Raw genomic sequence first — 17682 nt, 5'->3', positions numbered from 1 at the left:
AGAACCATGACCATTTCCTATCCGACGATCGAAGACGCGGTCGGCAAGACGCCGCTGGTGGCCCTGCAACGCATCGAGGCCGCTGCCAATGCCGCCCGCGGCAACGTGGTGCTGGGCAAGCTCGAAGGCAACAACCCGGCCGGCTCGGTCAAGGACCGGCCGGCCCTGTCGATGATCCGCCGCGCCGAGGAGCGCGGCGAGATCAAGCCCGGCGACACGCTGATCGAGGCCACCTCGGGCAACACGGGCATCGCGCTGGCCATGGCGGCCGCCATCAAGGGCTACCGCATGGTGCTGATCATGCCGGAGGACCTTTCCATCGAACGCGCCCAGACCATGAAGGCCTACGGCGCCGAGCTGGTGCTCACGCCCAAGAGCGGCGGCATGGAATACGCCCGCGACCTGGCCGAACAGATGGTGGCGCAGGGCAAGGGCCGCGTGCTCGACCAGTTCGCCAATGCCGACAACCCGCGCATCCACTACGAGACCACCGGCCCCGAGCTGTGGGAGCAGACGGGCGGGCGCATCACCCATTTCGTGAGCGCCATGGGCACCACCGGCACCATCACCGGCGTGTCGCGCTTCCTCAAGGAGAAGAACCCGGCGATCCAGATCGTCGGCGCGCAGCCGGCCGAGGGCTCGCGCATCCCGGGCATCCGCAAGTGGCCGCAGGAATACCTGCCCAAGATCTTCGACCCCGCGCGCGTGGACCAGGTCGTCAACGTGAGCCAGGACAGCGCAGAGGAAATGGCCCGCCGCCTGGCGCGCGAGGAAGGCATCTTCGGCGGCATCTCGGCCGCCGGCGCGCTGTGGGTGGCCCTGGAGATCGCCCGCACGGTGGAGAACGCGACCATCGTCTTCATCGTCTGCGACCGCGGCGACCGTTATCTTTCCACCGGCGTGTTCCCGGCCTGAGCACCGCCCTGGCCCCGTCCCCGCAACCACCACAACAACCACATCGGAGACCCCGCCCTTGAACAACCTGCCCAAGTTCTGCCAGGCCTGCGCCACGCCGCTCGAATGGATCGAGATGATGGAAGACGGCGGCCCCAAGGCCCGCCTGCGCTGCCCAGCCTGTGGCCACACGCACTGGAACAACCCGACGCCGGTGCTGGCCGCCATCGTCGAATACAACGGGCAGGTGCTGCTGGCGCGCAATGCGGCCTGGCCGCCCAAGATGTTCGCGCTGATCACCGGCTTCATGGAGGCCGGCGAGACGCCCATTGAAGGCATCGCCCGCGAGGTCAAGGAAGAGACCAACCTCGACGTGATCAGCTGCGGCATCGTGGGCGCCTACGACTTCCAGCGCATGAACCAGGTCATCATTGCCTACCACGTGGTGGCCGAGGGCGAGGTGAAGCTCTCGCCCGAGCTGGTGGACTGGCGCCTGTACGACCTGGCCGACCTCAAGTGCTGGCCCGCCGGCACGGGCTATGCACTGGCCGACTGGCTTCGCACGCGCGGGCACGAGCCGGTGTTCTTCACCGCCGAAGAGAACGAGGAGCGCCGCCGCGGCCTGTCCACCTGAACCGCGCTGCGCAAGAAAGACCCATGACCGACATCGCCATCGACAAGGAAATCGACACCCGCGGGCTCAGTTGCCCGCTGCCCATCCTCAAGGCCAAGAAGGCCTTGAACGACATGGCCAGCGGCCAGTTGCTCAAGGTGGTGGCCACCGATCCGGGCTCCACCCGCGACTTCCAGGCCTTCGCGCGCCAGACCGGCCACGGGCTGGTGTCGCAGGAGACCGTGGGCGCGGAGTTCATCCACGTACTCCGGCGTCGCTGAGACGGCGCACGCCACCAGAAGCAGAAAGGGGCCGCGAGGCCCCTTTCGTTCTTCACCAGCGGATGAGACCGCTCAGAGCGGCAGGCTCTTCAGGTAGTCCTTGAAGAAGCCGCCCACCTCGGGGTGCGCCAGCGCCAGCTCGACGGTGGCCTGCAGGAAGCCTTCCTTGCTGCCGCAGTCGTAGCGCACGCCCTTGTACGAATAGGCGTAGACGCTTTCCTTCTTCATCAGCGAGGCGATGCCGTCGGTCAGCTGGATCTCGCCGCCGGCGCCCTTGGGCTGGCGACGGATCTCCTCGAACACGCCGGGGGTCAGCACATAGCGGCCGGCCACGCCCAGGCGCGACGGTGCGTTCTCGGGCGAGGGCTTCTCGACCATGGCGCGCACCTGGGTGAGGCCGTCGCCCATCGCGTCGCCGGCCACGATGCCGTAGCGCTTCACCTGGTCCAGCGGCACTTCCTGCACGGCCAGCACCGAGCCGCCGAGGTTGTTGTAGGTGCGCACCATCTGCGACAGCACGCCCTCGCCACCGTCGGGACCGACCATCAGGTCGTCCGCCAGCAGCACGGCGAAGGGCTCGTCGCCCACCAGATGCTCGGCGCACAGCACCGCATGGCCCAGGCCCAGCATGCGCGGCTGGCGCACGTAGGAGCAGGTCATGTCCTCGGGCGCCACCGAGCGGGCGATGCGCAGCAGGGCGTTCTTGCCGCTGGCTTCGAGCTGGCTTTCCAGCTCGTAAGCCGTGTCGTAGTGGTCCTCGATGGCCCGCTTGTTGCGGCCGGTCACGAAGATCATGTCGCGGATGCCCGCGGCATAAGCCTCTTCCACGGCGTACTGGATCAGCGGCTTGTCCACCACGGGCAGCATTTCCTTGGGCTGCGCCTTGGTGGCAGGCAGGAACCGGGTGCCGAAGCCGGCCACTGGGAAAACGGCCTTGCGGATGCGTCTGGAAGTGGGCATGCGTGTGTGCAGGAGAGTTGAAATTCGTGAATCGGTCAATGCTACTGCACGCATTTGACTGCGCTGTCAGCCAAGTCGCACGAGTTGTTCCTGCAAACGTGTCAGCGCGGCGCCAAAGTCGGCCAATCTCTGCTTTTCCTGGGCGATGACCGCCGGCGGCGCCTTGGCCACGAAGGCCTCGTTGCCCAGCTTGCCCTGGGCCTTGGCCATCTCGCCCTGGATGCGGGCGACTTCCTTGCCCAGGCGCACGCGCTCGGCGGCCACGTCGATCTCGACGTGCAGCGCCAGCCGCGCCTCGCCGACGACGGCCACCGGCGCGGCCTGCGCCGCTGCCGTCCAGGCCGTTTCATCGTCAAAAACCTTGACTTCGCTCAACTTGGCCAGCGCCTGGAGCACCGGTGCGGCCTGCCGCACGAAGTCGGCGTCGCCCACCACGTACAGCGGCAGGCGCTGGGCCGGCGACACGTTCATCTCGCCGCGCAGCGTGCGGCACGACGCCACCAGCGCCTTGAGCTTGGCCACGTGCGCCTCGGCCGCCTCGTCGATCTTTTCGGGCTGGGCCACGGGGTAGGCGGCGACCATGATCGATTCGCTGGCCCGGCCGGCGACGGGCGCCACCTTCTGCCACAGCTCTTCGGTGATGAAGGGAATGACCGGGTGCGCCAGGCGCAGCAGCGTTTCCAGCGTGCGGATCAGCGTGCGGCGCGTGGCGCGCTGCTCGGCCTCGCTGCCGGTCTGGATCTGCACCTTGGCGATCTCCAGGTACCAGTCGCAGAACTCGTCCCAGGCGAACTGGTAGATGGCGTTGGCCACGTTGTCCAGGCGGTACTCGGAAAAGCCCTGCGCCACTTCCTGCTCCACGCGCTGCAGGCGCGAGGCGATCCAGCGGTCGGCCTGGCTGAAGCGCATGTAGCCATGGGCCTTGCCACCCGGGGCGCAGTCGGCCTTGGTGTGGTCCATCAGGCCGCAGTCCTGGCCTTCGCAGTTCATCAGCACGAAGCGGGTGGCGTTCCACAGCTTGTTGCAGAAGTTGCGGTACCCCTCGCAGCGCTTGCTGTCAAAGTTGATGCTGCGGCCCAGCGAGGCCAGTGCCGCGAAGGTGAAGCGCAGCGCGTCGGCACCGTAGGCCGGGATGCCCTCGGGGAATTCCTTCTGCGTGTTCTTGCGCACCTGCGGCGCGGTCTCGGGCTTGCGCAGGCCCTGGGTGCGCTTGTCCAGCAGCGGCTCCAGCGCGATGCCGTCGATCAGGTCCACCGGGTCGAGCACGTTGCCTTCGGACTTGCTCATCTTCTTGCCCTGCGCGTCGCGCACCAGGCCGTGGATGTAGACATGCTTGAAGGGCACGCGACCGGTGAAGTGCGTGGTCATCATGATCATCCGGGCGACCCAGAAGAAGATGATGTCGTAGCCGGTCACCAGCACGGTGGAGGGCAGGTAGAGGTCGTAGTCCTTGAGGGCGTTGCCGTCTTCCAGCGCCTGGGGCCAGCCGAGCGAGGAGAAGGGCACCAGCGCCGATGAGTACCAGGTGTCCAGCACGTCCTCGTCGCGCGTGAGGGTCTTGCCGGGGGCCTGCTTCTGCGCCTCTTCCTCGTTGCGGGCGACGTAGACGCGGCCGTCCTCGTCGTACCAGGCGGGGATCTGGTGGCCCCACCAGAGCTGGCGGCTGATGCACCAGTCCTGGATGTTGTTCATCCACTGGTTGTAGGTGTTGACCCAGTTCTCGGGCACGAAGCGCACCTGGCCCGACTGCACCGCGTCGATGGCCTTCTGGGCGATGCTCTTGCCGGTCGGGTCCTGCTCGCTGACCTTGGTCATGGCGACGAACCACTGGTCGGTGAGCATGGGCTCGACCACCTGGCCGGTGCGGGCGCAGCGCGGCACCATCAGCTTGTGCTTCTTGGTCTCGACCAGGGCGCCGGCAGCTTCGAGGTCGGCCACGATCTTCTTGCGGGCGGCGAAGCGGTCCAGGCCGCGGTAGACCTCGGGCGCGTTGTCGTTGATCTTGGCGTCCAGCGTCAGCACGCCGATGACGGCCAGGCCGTGGCGCTGGCCCACCGCATAGTCGTTGTGGTCGTGCGCGGGCGTGACCTTGACCACGCCGGTGCCGAACTCGCGGTCCACGTAGTCGTCGGCAATGATGGGGATCAGCCGGTCCACCAGCGGCAGGCGCACCTGCTTGCCGATGAGGGCGGTGTAGCGCTCGTCTTCCGGGTGCACCATCACCGCCACGTCGCCCAGCATCGTCTCGGGCCGGGTGGTGGCCACCGTCAGGCTGCCGCTACCGTCTTCGAGCGGGTAGGCGATGTGCCACAGCGCGCCTTCTTCCTCCTCGCTTTCCACCTCCAGGTCGGAGACGGCGGACATCAGCACCGGGTCCCAGTTCACGAGCCGCTTGCCGCGGTAGATCAGGCCCTGCTCGTACAGGCGCACGAAGGTGTCGGTCACCACCGTGGAGAGCTTGTCGTCCATGGTGAAGTACTCGCGGCTCCAGTCCACCGTGTCGCCCATGCGGCGCATCTGCTGGGTGATGGTGTTGCCGGACTGTTCCTTCCACTCCCACACGCGGGCGACGAAGTTCTTGCGGCCCAGGTCGTGGCGGCTGGTGCCCTGGCCCTGCAGCTGGCGCTCCACCACGATCTGCGTGGCGATGCCGGCATGGTCGGTGCCCGGCACCCACAGCGTGTTCGCGCCCGCCATGCGGTGGTAGCGCGTCAGGCTGTCCATGATGGTCTGGTTGAAGGCATGGCCCATGTGCAGCGTGCCCGTCACGTTGGGCGGCGGCAGCTGGATGGCGAAGGAGGGCGCGCCGGCCTGGGGCGCCTGCGTGCCGCGGAAGCCCGCCTTCGCATAGCCGCGGCGCTCCCACTCGGGCCCCCAGTGGGCCTCGATGGCGGCGGGTTCGAAGGACTTGGCGAGGCTCTGGAGGCCGGGTTGCAGGGGGGTGTCGCTCATGGGCGGATGGAGTCAGGGCACGCTGGCGGGCGCCGGCATGCCGTGGGTGTTCGAAGACGGGAAGCGGGCAATTTTACGGGGCACTCCCCGAGTCTCCGGGTCTTCCATAATTCCCCGATGCTCTTCCTGCTCTCGCCCGCCAAGTCGCTCGATTACGAAGCACCCGTCCCCGAACACCTGCCCGCCACCCAGCCCGTGTTCGAGGGCGCCCGCGGCCCCGCCGCCGAGCTCATCGGCCTGCTGCGCCAGAAGTCGCCGCTGCAGGTGGCCGAGCTGATGCACCTGTCGGACAAGCTGGCCGCCCTCAACGCCGCCCGCTACGAGGCCTGGGCGCCCAAGGGAACGGCGAAGAACGCCCGCCAGGCCGCGCTGGCCTTCGACGGCGACGTCTATGGCGGGCTGGACGCGCGCAGCCTGAGCGCCGCGCAGCTGGCCTGGGCGCAGGACCATGTGGTGATCCTCAGCGGCCTCTACGGCGTGCTGCGTCCGCTGGACCGGCTGCAGCCCTACCGCCTGGAGATGGGCACGGCCCTGGCCAATCCGCGCGGCAAGGACCTGTATGCGTTCTGGGGCGATCGCATCTCGCTGTGGCTCAACGAGCGCCTGGCCGCGGACCGCACGCCGGTGGTCGTCAACCTGGCCTCGCAGGAGTACTTCAAGGCCGTGGACCAGAAGGCGCTCAAGGCCCGCGTGGTCGAATGCGTGTTCCAGGAGCGCAAGGGCGACGACTACAAGATCGTGAGCTTCTATGCCAAGCGCGCCCGTGGCCTGATGGCGCGCTGGGCCGTGCTGCACAAGGCGGCCACGCCGCGCCGGCTGGAGGCCTTCGACCTCGAAGGCTATGCCTTCGCGCCCGAGGTCTCGCAGCCGGACCGACTGGTGTTCCGTCGCGGCTGAAAGGTATCCTGACGCATTCGGCCCAAGCCCAGGGAGTCCCAGCGCATGCAAGCCCTCACCCCCGAACTCCGGCAGTGGATCCAGTCCCAGCTCGCTGCCGGCCATTCCGTCGCCACGCTGCGCGCGTCGATGCATGCCGCCGGCTGGCGCGACGATGCGACCGACATGGCGCTGGCCGAACTGGAGCGCGGCGCACCCGCCGAGCCGCCGCCCAGGCGCACCGAGATGCCCGAGCCCCGGCTCGACGGTGACCCGCTCTACCTCGACGCCGGCGACCGCCGGGTGCAGGTGATGCAGACGCTGGCCCAACCGCGCGTGGTCGTCTTCGGCCAGTTGCTCAGCGACGAGGAGTGCGAGGGGCTGATCGAGGCGGCCCGGGCCCGGCTGGCCCGCTCGCTCACGGTGGAGACCAAGACGGGCGGCGAGGCCGTCAATGCCGACCGCACCAGCGACGGGATGTTCTTCCAGCGCGGCGAGAGCGAGCTGGTCAGCCGCATCGAGGCCCGCATCGCCCGGTTGCTGAACTGGCCGGTGGAGCGGGGGGAGGGGCTGCAGATCCTGCGCTACTCGCCCGGCGCCCAGTACCGACCGCATTACGACTACTTCGACCCGGGCGAGCCCGGCACGCCCACCATCCTGCGCCGCGGCGGCCAGCGCGTGGGCACGCTGGTGATGTACCTGCAGGAGCCCGAGCGCGGCGGTGCCACCACCTTTCCGGACGTGGGCCTGGCCGTGGCCCCGGTGCGGGGCACGGGCGTCTTCTTCTCCTACGACCGGCCGCATCCCACCACCAAGACGCTGCACGGCGGCGCACCGGTGGAGGCAGGCGAGAAATGGGTGGCCACCAAATGGCTGCGAGAGGGCGAATTCAAGTGAGCGGGATCGCGTCGCGATGACCTCCGGCACCGCCCGCGCCAACGGCATCGACATCGCCTTCCAGGACAGCGGCGGCTCGGGCCCCGCGGTGCTCCTCGTCATGGGCCTGGGCATGCAGCTCATCGCCTGGCCGGCCGCGCTGGTCGATGCACTCACCGGCGCCGGCTACCGCGTGCTGCGCCACGACAACCGGGATGCGGGCCTCTCCACCCACCTGCACGATGCCGCGCGCAGCAACCTGATGTGGCAGGCGCTGCGCATGCGCATGGGCCTGGCGCTGGACGTGCCCTACGGCCTGCAGGACATGGCGGGCGATGCGCTGGGCCTGCTCGACGCGCTGGGCATCGCCCAGGCGCATGTGCTGGGCGTCTCCATGGGCGGGATGATCGTCCAGCGCATGGCGGCCACGGCCCCGGAACGCGTGCTCAGCCTGACCAGCGTCATGAGCAGCAGCGGGGCCCGCCACCTGCCCGGTCCCCGGGCCGAGGTGGCTGCCGCGATGCTGCGCCGGCCGCCGCGCCGCAGCGCCGGGGAGGACGCCCTGGTGGACCACAGCGTCGGCCTGCTGCGCCTGATCCAGAGCCCCCCCTGGCCGCTGGACGACGCCGTGCTGCGCGAGCAGGTGCGCACCGCCCTGCGCCGCAACTACGACCCGGCGGGCACGCAGCGCCAGCTGCTGGCCATCTGGGCCGACAGCGAACGGCCCGCGCTTCTGTCTCGCATCGCGTGTCCGACGCTGGTGCTGCACGGCGAGGCCGACCCGCTGCTGCCCATCGAATGCGGACGCGACACCGCGCGCCGCATTCCGGGCGCGCGCTTCGTCGGCATCCCCGGCATGGGCCACGACTGGCCACCGGCCGTCGCGGCGCAGCTGGCGGGGCATGTCCTTCCCTTTCTTCAGGACGCCGACGCCCGCCGACAATCGGCGGCATGAGTCTGGACAACACCCCCGAGCAGTCGCAGCTGGGCCGGGCCTCGGCCTACGTCGACCGCTACGACCCCTCGCTGCTCTTCCCCCTGCCGCGCGCCCTGCAGCGCGAGGAGATGGGCATCGACACGCAGCGCCTGCCCTTCTTCGGCGCCGACCTGTGGACCGCCTTCGAGCTGTCGTGGCTCAATCCGCGCGGCAAGCCGCAACTGGCCATCGCGCACTTCACGGTGCCCTGCGAGACGCCCAGCATCATCGAGAGCAAGTCCTTCAAGCTCTACCTCAACAGCTTCAACAGCAGCACCTTTGCCGACGCCGAGGCCGTGCGCGAGCGCCTGCGCGCCGACCTGGGCGAGGCCGTCTGGCGCGGCAGCGAGCGCAGCGGCAGCGTGGGCGTCAGGCTGCTGGCCCCGGCCCAGTTCGATGCCGAGCGGCTGGAGGAGCTGTCAGGCCTGGACCTCGACCGCCTGGACGTGGACTGCACCGACTACGAACCCAGGCCCGAGCTGCTGCGCACCGTGCCGGGCGAGCCTGCGGTCAACGAGACGCTGACGAGCCGCCTGCTCAAGAGCAACTGCCGCGTCACCGGCCAGCCCGACTGGGGCAGCGTGCAGATCAGCTACAGCGGCCCGCCCATCGACCAGGAAGGGCTGCTGCGCTACATCGTGAGCTTTCGCAACCACAACGAATTCCACGAGCCCTGCGCCGAGCGCATCTTCACGGACATCTGGCGCCGCTGCGCCCCGACGCGCCTGGCCGTCTACTGCCGCTACACCCGGCGCGGGGGGCTCGACATCAATCCCTGGCGCACCAGCTCGCCGCAGGCGCTGCCGCCGAACATCCGCACCGCCCGGCAATGAGCCGGGGCCCCGGCCCGGCCGGCGCCGCCGTGGAACGCGCCGTCGGCATGCTCCTACAGCCTGGGCGGACGGCGGCGCGCATACTGCCCCACCGGCCGCCGACCCTGGAGCGGCCTTCCATCCAGACACAACGCAAGAGGACCTTCCGCTTGAACGTGCTCATCGTCGACGACAACGTCTCCGCGGCCGAACTGCTGCAGGAGCTGATCGTCCTGCAGGACCACCAGGCCCGCTGTGCGCACACCGCGCAGGAGGCCATCGACGCCTTCTCGCAGGACCGCTACGACGTCGCGCTGGTCGACCTCACGCTGCCCGACCGTCCGGGCACCGAGGTGGCGCAACACCTGCGCAGCAATGCCGGCGACCGGCCGCTGCTGCTGGTGGCCATTTCCGGCTACGGTGCCGGCGACGCGACAGGTGCGCAGGCCGTGCCCTATTTCGACCATTACCTTCAGAAGCCCATCGACTTCGATGCGCTCGACCGGCTGCTGGCCCGGCCGGCTTCCGCATGAAATCCTCCCCGAGTGCCCGCAGCTGGATCGCCGCCGGCGTCCGGCATGAACTGCTCATGCGTGCGTTGCCCGCCCTCCGGCACGAGATGGCGGGCCCGGTTTCGCTGCTGCGCATGACGCTGCTGATGCTCAAGCGCCATGCCGGCGCGAGTCCGGTCGATGGTGCCGCCTGCATGCAGCGGGTGGACCAGGCCAGCGACCAGCTCGCATTGCTCGTCGATTCGGTGCGTGCCCTGCGCGACTGGGAACTCGCCACCACCGACGAGGGCCTCGCCCGTGGCGAACTGGTGCGCCAGTGCGCCGGCCTCATGCGTGCCGCCTTCGACCTCAATGGCCTGTCCCTGGAGATCGACGAGCGCCTCGACGCCTCGGCGCCGGACGAGGCGCGCTGGCCCGACGGTGCCGCCCTGCGCTACCTGCTGCTGGGCGCGCTGGGCCACCTGCACGACCAGACCGAGGTGCCCGTGCTCGTTCGCATCGAGCCGGGCGAAGAGTCGCATCTGGTGCGGGTGCGCGTCGGGCCCAAGCCGGAAGGCCGCGAGGACGCCGAGCTGATGCAGCACCGTGCCCCGCGCAGCCTGGCCATCGATGCCGTGTGCCTGCAGAACCTGGCCGACGACCTGGGCCGCACCATCACGATCGGGCGCGACGAGGTCGTGCTGTCGCTGAAAGCCGATTGAGCTGACGCGCCTCGCGCGCCAGCGCGAGCCGGTGGCGGCGCAGGAAGTCCATCAGCCGCCCCTCCGCCGCCAGAAGGCCGCGCCGCGTGCGCGCCGTCCCCAGTCCGTCCCACACCTTCGACATCGCCTCGGCATCGGCCGAGAGCTTGCCGCCCAGTTCCAGCACGGCGGGGTGGATGTAGGCCTTGCGGCAGACCGCGGGTGTGTTGCCCAACTGCTTGGCCACCGCCGCCAGGATCTCCTTGGCGCGGATGCGCAGGCCGGTCGATTCCTCCACCTGGCGGTCGCAGGCCAGCCGCGTGAGTTCCAGCGCCTGCACCGAGCCATGCCAGGTGCGGAAGTCCTTGGCCGTGAACTCGCCGCCGGTCGCCTCGCGCAGGTAGTCGTTGACATCCCCCGAGCTCACATGGCGCTGCTCGCCGTCCTCGTCCAGGTACTGGAACAAGGCCTGGCCCGGCAGCTGCTGGCACTGGCGCACCACGCGCGCGACGCGCTTGTCGCCCACCTCGGCCTCGTGCATCACGCCGCTCTTGCCGCGAAAGCGCAGCGTGAGCCGGCCGCGGGTCGACTGCAGGTGCCGGTTGCGCAGCGTCGTCAGGCCGAAGGACTTGTTGGTCCGTGCATATTCCTCGTTGCCCACGCGCAGGTAGGTGGTGTCGAGCAGCCGCACGATGGCGGCCAGCACCGCCGACCGCGAGGGCTTGCCGCGCGCCTTGTTCAGGTCGCGCTGCACCCGGGCGCGGATGCGGGGCAGGGCCTGACCGAACTGCTCCAGCCGCTCGAACTTGGCCTCGTCCTTCAGCAGCCGCCAGTCCGCGTGGTAGCGGTACTGCCGCCGACCGCGTGCATCCAGGCCCGTCGCCTGCAGATGGCCGTTGGCCAGCGGGCAGATCCAGACCTGCTCGTAGGCCGGCGGGATCGCCAGCTTGCGGATGCGGGCGATCTCGTCCTCGTCGCGGATCCAGCGGCCCTCGGCGTCGCGGTAGCGGAAGCCCTCGCCGTCGCGCACGCGCTGGATGCCGGGCATCTCGCTGGAGACATAGACGAGGCCGTTGCCGATGGGCGTGGGCGCCGGCACGGCAGCCGGTTCATGGGGGGCGGAGGCGGTGGCGTCGAGCATGGTGCGGGCTGTTTGCCCGCAAGCTGCCACCGCCCGAGGCGACAGGCTGTAGGACGCGGGTCGTGCACGGGGTACGCCGTGCGCCTTTGCCCGCCGGCCGGGCCCTTCAGAACAGCGACGCGGTCACCGGGCCCGCGGGGGCTGGCGGCTTGCCGGCGCTGCGGCGCACGGGCGCCTGCGCCTCGGCGCTGTCCGCCCTCACCAGCGCGCCCACGCGCACGCCCAGCAGGCGCAGGGGCCGGTCCAGCGGCACGCGCTTGAGGGCCAGGCCGGCGGTGCGGCGGATCAGCTTCGCGTCGGCCGTGTAGAGCTCCAGCGACTGGTCGCGCGTGGCGATCTTGAAGTCGGCATAGCGCAGCTTCACGCCGATGGTGCGGCCCACGTAGCCCTTGCGCTGCAGGTCCTCGGCCACCTTCTCGCACAGGCGGGTGAAGATGGCGCCGAGCTCGGCCCGGTCGCGCACGGCGTGCAGGTCGCGCTCGAAGGTGGTCTCGCGGCTCATGGAGACGGGCTCGCTCTCGGTCTCCACCGGCCGGTCGTCGCGGCCCCAGGCCACCTCGTGCAGCCAGGCGCCATAGGCCTTGCCGAAGTGCTGCACCAGCCAGTGGCGCTCGCACTTGGCGAGGTCGCCGATGGTGTGCAGGCCCAGCCGCGTCATCTTGGCCTCGGCCTTGGGCCCGATGCCGTTGACCTTGCGCACCGGTAGTGGCCAGATGCGATCGGCCAGTTCGTGCGCGTACAGCACGGTGATGCCGTTGGGCTTGTCGAACTCGCTGGCCATCTTGGCCAGCAGCTTGTTGGGCGCCACGCCGATGGAGCAGGTCAGGCCCGTGCTGTCGAAGATGGACTTCTGGATCAGCCGCGCCAGCACCCGGCCGCCCTCGCGCTGGCCGCCGGGCACCTCGGTGAAGTCGATGTAGACCTCGTCCACGCCGCGGTCCTGCATCACGGGCGCGATGTCGGTCACGATCTTCTTGAAGGCGCGCGAATAGCGTCGGTATTCGTCGAAGTCGGTGGGCAGCATCAGCGCCTGCGGGCACAGCTTGGCGGCCTTCATCATGCCCATGGCCGAGCCGATGCCGAACTGCCGCGCCGGATAGGTGGCGGTGGTGATGACGCCGCGGCCCACGTAGTCGGCCAGGCGCGGGAAGGCGGAGACGGGGATGCGGTCTAGCGGCGTGTCGGGCGGCAGGCCGCCGATGACCTCCTCCAGCCGGCGCCGGCCGCCGCCCACCACCACCGGCAGGCCCTTGAGCTGCGGATAGCGCAGCAGCTCGACGGAGGCGAAGAAGGCGTCCATGTCGAGGTGGGCGATGCGGCGGATGGGGGTGGAACTCACCCGTGGATTGTCCGCAAGGCGGGGCGCCTTCGCCGGTCGTCCGCCGCTCAACCCCGCGGTCCGAAGGCGGCGTAGCGCCTGGACCGGGTCGCGGCTGCCGCCTTCGCCTGCTTGCGGCAAGTCGGGCCGCAGGTGACCGCGGCTTCAGCGCGGCGCCTGGGCCACCGCCGGCTCGGAGCGCTCCGACCATCCGCCGCCCAGCGTGCGGTAGAAGGTCACCAGGTTCGTCATCTGAGACAGCTGCGTGCTGATGAGGTTCTGCTGCGCGGCGTAGAGCGACAGCTGCGAGCTCAGCACGGTCAGGTGGCTGTCGACGCCGGCCTTGAAGCGGGCCTGCGACAGGCGGTAGCTCTCGGCGCTGGCGTCGACCAGGGCCTGCTGGGCATCCATCTGGCGCGACAGGGCGCTGCGCTGGGCGAGTGCGTCCGAGACCTCGCGGAAGGCTGTCTGGATCGCCTTCTCGTACTGGGCCTGCGCGATGTCCCGGCTCGCCTGCGCGGTCGCCAGGTTGGCGCGGTTGGTGCCCGCATCGAAGATGGGCAGGCTCAGTTGCGGCACGAAGCTCCAGCTGCCCGAGCCGGCCTTGAACAGGTGCGACAGCTCGCTGCTGGCGGTGCCCGCCGAGGCCGTGAGGCTGATGCGCGGGTAGAAGGCCGCACGGGCGGCGCCGATGGAGGCGTTGGCGGCCTTGAGGTCGTGCTCGGCCTCCACGATGTCGGGCCGGCGCTGCAGCAGCTGCGAGGGCAGGCCCGGCGGAATGGCGGCCAGCGGGCCCTGGGTCAGGTCGGTCGCGGCCGTGAGCGAATCGGGCAGCAGTTCCGCCGGCACCGGCGCGCCGATCAGCAGCACCAGCGCGTTGCGGTCCTGCGCCACCTGACCGGTGTAACGCTCGACGTCGACGCGGGCGGTCTCTACGCTGGTGCGCGCCTGGCTGACCGTCAGTGCCGAGGCCTGCCCCAGGTCCTGCAGGCGCTGCTGCAGGCGGAGCGCCTCGCTCTGGTCCGCCAGGGTCTGGCGTGCCAGCGTCAGCTGGTCCTGGTCGGCGGCCAGCGTCAGGTAGGCGGTGGCCACTTCGGAGACCAGCGTCACCTGCGTGGCGCGCCGGGCCTCGGCGGTCGAGAGGAACTCCTGCAGCGCCTGCGCGCTCAGGCTGCGCACGCGGCCGAACAGGTCCAGCTCATAGGCGCTGATGCCCACCGACACGCTGGACTGGTGGGCGATCAGCACATCGCCCGTTGCGGACAGGTCGGCCGGCGTTCGGCTGCCGGTGCCGCTGGCGGTGGCATTCACCGTGGGCCAGCGGGCCGCGTCCTGCACCCGGTACTGGGCCCGCGCCTTCTCGATGTTGAGCACCGCGACGCGCAGGTCGCGGTTGTTGGCCAGGCTCATGTCGATGAGCTGCTGCAACTGCGGCGAGCGGAACACGTCGCGCCAGCCGAGGTCGGCGACCGGCTGCTCGGTGGCCTTGCCGGCGTCGCCGGCATAGGCGTCCTGCACGGGCAGGGCGGGCCGCTCGTAGGCCGGCATCAGGCTGCAGCCGGCCAGGGCCGCGGCCAACGCCACGGGGGCGAGGGTGAAGGCGATGCGGCGCATCTCAGGCTCCTTCGGCCGGCAGGGTGCCGGCAACGGGTTCAGAGGAGGGATGGCGCGGGCCACGGCGTTCCACCGCGCGCAGCACCACCACGAAGAACAGCGGCACGAAGAGGATCGCGAGCACGGTGCCCGAGACCATGCCGCCCACCACCGCCGTGCCCAGCGCGTTCTGCGCGCCGGCCCCGGCACCGTGGCCGAACACCAGCGGGAGCACCCCCAGGATGAAGGCCAGCGAGGTCATCAGGATGGGTCGCAGGCGCAGTCGTGCGGCCTCCAGGGCCGCCTCCATGAGGCTGGCGCCGCGGGCATGCAGGTCCTTGGCGAACTCCACGATCAGGATGGCGTTCTTCGATGCCAGGCCGATGGTGGTCAGTAGGCCCACCTGGAAGTACACGTCGTTCATCTTCCAGGTGAGCAGCGCCGCCACCAGCGTGCCCAGCAGGCCCAGCGGCACCACCATGACCACGGACAGCGGGATCGCCCAGCTTTCGTACAGCGCCGCCAGGCACAGGAAGACGAAGAGGATCGACAGCCCGTACAGCAGACTGGTCTGGCCGCTCGATGCCTTCTCCTGGCGCGAGATGCCCGTCCATTCGTAGCCGAAGCCCGGCGGCAGCTTGGCCACGGCCTGCTCCACGATGGCCAGCGCCTCGCCGCTGGACGCGGTGCCCGGCAGGGCCATGCCCAGAATCTCCACGGAGGGAAAGCCGTTGTAGCGCTCCAGCCGCGGCGAGCCGCTGGCCCAGCTGGCCGTGGCGAAGGCGGTGAAGGGCACCATGGCGCCGCTCGCGTTGCGCACGTACCAGCGGTCGATGTCGCTGGGCTGCATGCGGTAGGGCGCATCGGCCTGCAGCATCACCTTCTTCACCCGGCCGCGGTCGAGGAAGTCGTTGACGTAGCTGCTGCCCCAGGCGGTGGACAGCGTGGCGTTGATGTCGGCGATGGACAGGCCCAGCGCCTCGGCCCGCTGCGGGTCGATGCTGAGCTTCATCTCGGGCGCGTCCTCCTGGCCGTTGGGCCGCACGGCCACCAGGCGCTTGTCGGCGGAGAGCTCGGCCAGCAGCTGGTTGCGGGCCTTCATCAGCGCGTCATGGCCCAGGTTGGCCCGGTCCTGCAGCATCAGGTCGAAGCCGGTCGCATTGCCCAGCTCCGCCACCGCGGGCGGCGCGAAGGCGAACACGCGGGCGCCGCGCAGCGTGTTGAAGAAGGCGCTGGCCTTGGCCGTCACGCCCGCCACGCTCAGCGCATCGCCGCGCCGCTCGTCCCATGGCCTGAACTTGACGAAGGCCATGCCAGTGTTCTGGCCGCTGCCTGCAAAGCTGAAGCCGTTGACGGAGAAGATGCCGTCCACCGCGTCCTTCTGGTCCACCAGGAATTGGTGTTCGACCTGGCGCAGCACCTCGTCCGTGCGCGCGCTCGTGGCGCCCGGCGGCAATTGCACGAGCACGAAGGCGGAGCCCTGGTCCTCGTCGGGCAGGAAGCCCACCGGCACCTTCAGGAACACGGCGATGACGGCGGCGGTCAGCACCGCATACAGGACCATGTAGCGCCAGCCCTTGTTCAGCACATGGCGCACCACGCCCTGGTAGCGGCGCTGGCCGCGGTCGAAGTTGCGGTTGAACCAGCCGAAGAAGCCCTTGGTGGCCAGCCCATGGTCACCGGCCACGGGCTTGAGCAGCGTGGCGCACAGCGCGGGCGTGAGCACCATGGCCACCAGCACCGACAGCGTCATGGCCGACACGATGGTGATGGAGAACTGGCGATAGATCACGCCCACCGAGCCGCCGAAGAAGGCCATGGGCACGAACACCGCCGCCAGCACCAGCGCGACGCCTACCAGCGCCCCGGTGATCTGCCCCATGGACTTGCGCGCGGCCTCCTTGGGCGGCAGGTGCTCCTCGCTCATGACCCGCTCGACGTTCTCGACCACCACGATGGCGTCGTCCACCAGCAGGCCGATGGCCAGCACCATCGCGAACATGGTCAGCGTGTTGATCGTGAAGCCGAAGGCCGCCAGCACGCCGAAGGTGCCCAGCAGCACCACCGGCACCGCGATCGTCGGGATCAGCGTGGCGCGGAAGTTCTGCAGGAAGAGGTACATCACCAGGAACACCAGCACCACGGCCTCGACCAGCGTCTTGACGACCTCCTCGATGGAGATGCGCACGAAGGGCGTGGTGTCGTAGGGCTTCTGCACCTTCATGCCGGGCGGGAAGAACTTCTCCAGCTCGGCCATGCGCGCGTCGACCGCCTTGATGGTGTCGAGGGCGTTGGCATTGGTGGCCAGCTTGATCGCCAGGCCCGCGGCCGGCTTGCCGTTGTAGCGCCCGCTGGACGCGTAGGACTCGCTGCCCAGCTCGATGCGCGCGACGTCGCGCAGGCGCACCTGCGCCCCGTTGGTCAGGGTGCGCAGCAGCACGTCCTCGAACTCGGCGGCCGTCTTCAGGCGCGTCTGCGAGGTGATGGTGGCGTTGATCTGCTGGTTGCCCGCGGCCGGCAGCCCACCGATCTGGCCGGAGGACACCTGGGCGTTCTGCGCCTGGATGGCGGTCTGCACGTCCAGCGGCGTGAGGCCGAAGCTCGCGAGCTTGTCGGGGTTCAGCCACACGCGCATGGCGTATTGCGAGCCGAAGAGCGTGATGTCGCCCACGCCTTCCACGCGGCTGATGGCGTCCTGAACGTTGGCGGCGACATAGTCCGACAGGTCGGAGCCGGTCATGCTGCCGTCTTCCGACGTGAAGGCCAGCACCGTGAGGAAGTTGGTGACGGCCTTGGACACCGTCACGCCCTGCTGCTGAACCTCCTGCGGCAACAGCGGCGTGGCCAGCGAGAGCTTGTTCTGCACCTGCACCTGGGCGGTGTCCGGGTCGGTGCCGTTCTCGAAGGTCAGGGTGATGGTGACGGCGCCGGTGGAGTCGCTGGTGGAGCTCATGTAGCTCAACCGGTCCAGGCCCTTCATCTTCTGCTCGATGACCTGGGTGACGGTGTCCTCCACCGTCTTGGCGGAGGCGCCGGGATAGTTGGCGGCGATGGCGATCGCGGGCGGCGCGATGCTGGGGTACTGCGCGATGGGCAGCGTGAAGACGGACAGCAGCCCGCCCAGCATGACCAGGATCGCCAGCACCCACGCGAAGATGGGGCGGTCGATGAAGAAGCGTGACATGGCAGTTCCCGGGG

Annotated in this window: 15 protein-coding genes; 9 read left to right on the top strand and 6 right to left on the bottom strand. The window is 69.7% G+C overall.

Annotated features, from left to right (window positions below):
* The first annotated feature begins 12 nt into the window (after positions 1 to 12).
* The 3 genes from cysM to L0984_RS05110 are packed head-to-tail and all read left to right on the top strand — an operon-like array spanning position 13 to position 1788.
* On the top strand, positions 13 to 915 hold the full coding sequence (gene cysM / locus L0984_RS05120) for a cysteine synthase CysM (RefSeq protein ID WP_234192789.1): 903 nt from the start codon (positions 13 to 15) through the stop codon (positions 913 to 915).
* 58 nt (positions 916 to 973) lie between these two features.
* Positions 974 to 1528: an NUDIX domain-containing protein gene (locus L0984_RS05115; protein ID WP_076510984.1), complete on the top strand. Its 555-nt coding sequence runs from the start codon at positions 974 to 976 to the stop codon at positions 1526 to 1528.
* A gap of 23 nt (positions 1529 to 1551) precedes the next feature.
* Entirely contained in the window at positions 1552 to 1788 is a 237-nt protein-coding gene (locus tag L0984_RS05110; protein WP_255697122.1) for a sulfurtransferase TusA family protein, read from the top strand.
* A gap of 72 nt (positions 1789 to 1860) precedes the next feature.
* Here L0984_RS05110 and galU read toward each other — a convergent pair whose 3' ends face one another.
* Together galU and L0984_RS05100 are read right to left on the bottom strand one after the other, a co-directional pair.
* Positions 1861 to 2748, bottom strand: a complete 888-nt coding sequence (gene galU, locus L0984_RS05105) for a UTP--glucose-1-phosphate uridylyltransferase GalU (RefSeq protein ID WP_043119077.1) — start codon at positions 2746 to 2748, stop codon at positions 1861 to 1863.
* A 66-nt stretch (positions 2749 to 2814) separates the two neighbouring features.
* A complete protein-coding gene (locus tag L0984_RS05100; RefSeq protein WP_234192638.1) occupies positions 2815 to 5700 on the bottom strand; it encodes a valine--tRNA ligase in 2886 nt (961 codons plus the stop codon).
* A 117-nt stretch (positions 5701 to 5817) separates the two neighbouring features.
* Between L0984_RS05100 and yaaA the strand changes: the two genes are divergently transcribed.
* The 6 genes from yaaA (at position 5818) to L0984_RS05070 (ending at position 10453) form a co-directional block, all read left to right on the top strand.
* Positions 5818 to 6597, top strand: a complete 780-nt coding sequence (yaaA, locus tag L0984_RS05095) for a peroxide stress protein YaaA (protein ID WP_234192637.1) — start codon at positions 5818 to 5820, stop codon at positions 6595 to 6597.
* Positions 6598 to 6642: 45 nt separating this feature from the next.
* The gene (locus L0984_RS05090) at positions 6643 to 7473 is read left to right on the top strand and encodes a 2OG-Fe(II) oxygenase (protein ID WP_234192636.1); all 831 of its coding nucleotides are present in this window, start codon (positions 6643 to 6645) and stop codon (positions 7471 to 7473) included.
* Between the two features lie 16 nt (positions 7474 to 7489).
* On the top strand, positions 7490 to 8407 hold the full coding sequence (locus L0984_RS05085) for an alpha/beta fold hydrolase (protein WP_234192635.1): 918 nt from the start codon (positions 7490 to 7492) through the stop codon (positions 8405 to 8407).
* Complete coding sequence (gene queF / locus L0984_RS05080) at positions 8404 to 9261, top strand: NADPH-dependent 7-cyano-7-deazaguanine reductase QueF (RefSeq protein WP_234192634.1); 858 nt, start codon at positions 8404 to 8406, stop codon at positions 9259 to 9261. The genes L0984_RS05085 and queF overlap by 4 nt, the downstream gene beginning before the upstream one ends.
* Before the next feature lie 155 nt (positions 9262 to 9416).
* Positions 9417 to 9773, top strand: a complete 357-nt coding sequence (locus tag L0984_RS05075) for a response regulator (protein ID WP_234192787.1) — start codon at positions 9417 to 9419, stop codon at positions 9771 to 9773.
* The gene (locus L0984_RS05070) at positions 9770 to 10453 is read left to right on the top strand and encodes a hypothetical protein (protein ID WP_234192633.1); all 684 of its coding nucleotides are present in this window, start codon (positions 9770 to 9772) and stop codon (positions 10451 to 10453) included. The genes L0984_RS05075 and L0984_RS05070 overlap by 4 nt, the downstream gene beginning before the upstream one ends.
* On the opposite strand, the gene L0984_RS05065 is transcribed toward L0984_RS05070, so the two are convergent.
* The 4 genes from L0984_RS05065 to L0984_RS05050 form a co-directional block, all read right to left on the bottom strand.
* On the bottom strand, positions 10407 to 11573 hold the full coding sequence (locus L0984_RS05065) for a DNA topoisomerase IB (protein WP_234192632.1): 1167 nt from the start codon (positions 11571 to 11573) through the stop codon (positions 10407 to 10409). The genes L0984_RS05070 and L0984_RS05065 overlap by 47 nt on opposite strands.
* Before the next feature lie 106 nt (positions 11574 to 11679).
* On the bottom strand, positions 11680 to 12873 hold the full coding sequence (dinB, locus tag L0984_RS05060) for a DNA polymerase IV (RefSeq protein WP_234192786.1): 1194 nt from the start codon (positions 12871 to 12873) through the stop codon (positions 11680 to 11682).
* Positions 12874 to 13056: 183 nt separating this feature from the next.
* Positions 13057 to 14505: an efflux transporter outer membrane subunit gene (locus tag L0984_RS05055; protein ID WP_234192631.1), complete on the bottom strand. Its 1449-nt coding sequence runs from the start codon at positions 14503 to 14505 to the stop codon at positions 13057 to 13059.
* 1 nt (position 14506) lies between these two features.
* Positions 14507 to 17668, bottom strand: coding sequence for an efflux RND transporter permease subunit (locus tag L0984_RS05050; protein ID WP_234192630.1), 3162 nt, complete (start codon positions 17666 to 17668; stop codon positions 14507 to 14509).
* Positions 17669 to 17682: the final 14 nt, after the last annotated feature.

This window comes from Pseudacidovorax sp. NFM-22 (assembly GCF_021401245.1).
In the GTDB taxonomy this organism is placed as follows: Bacteria; Pseudomonadota; Gammaproteobacteria; order Burkholderiales; family Burkholderiaceae_C; genus Xenophilus.
This window is presented reverse-complemented; position numbering and strand designations above follow the sequence as displayed.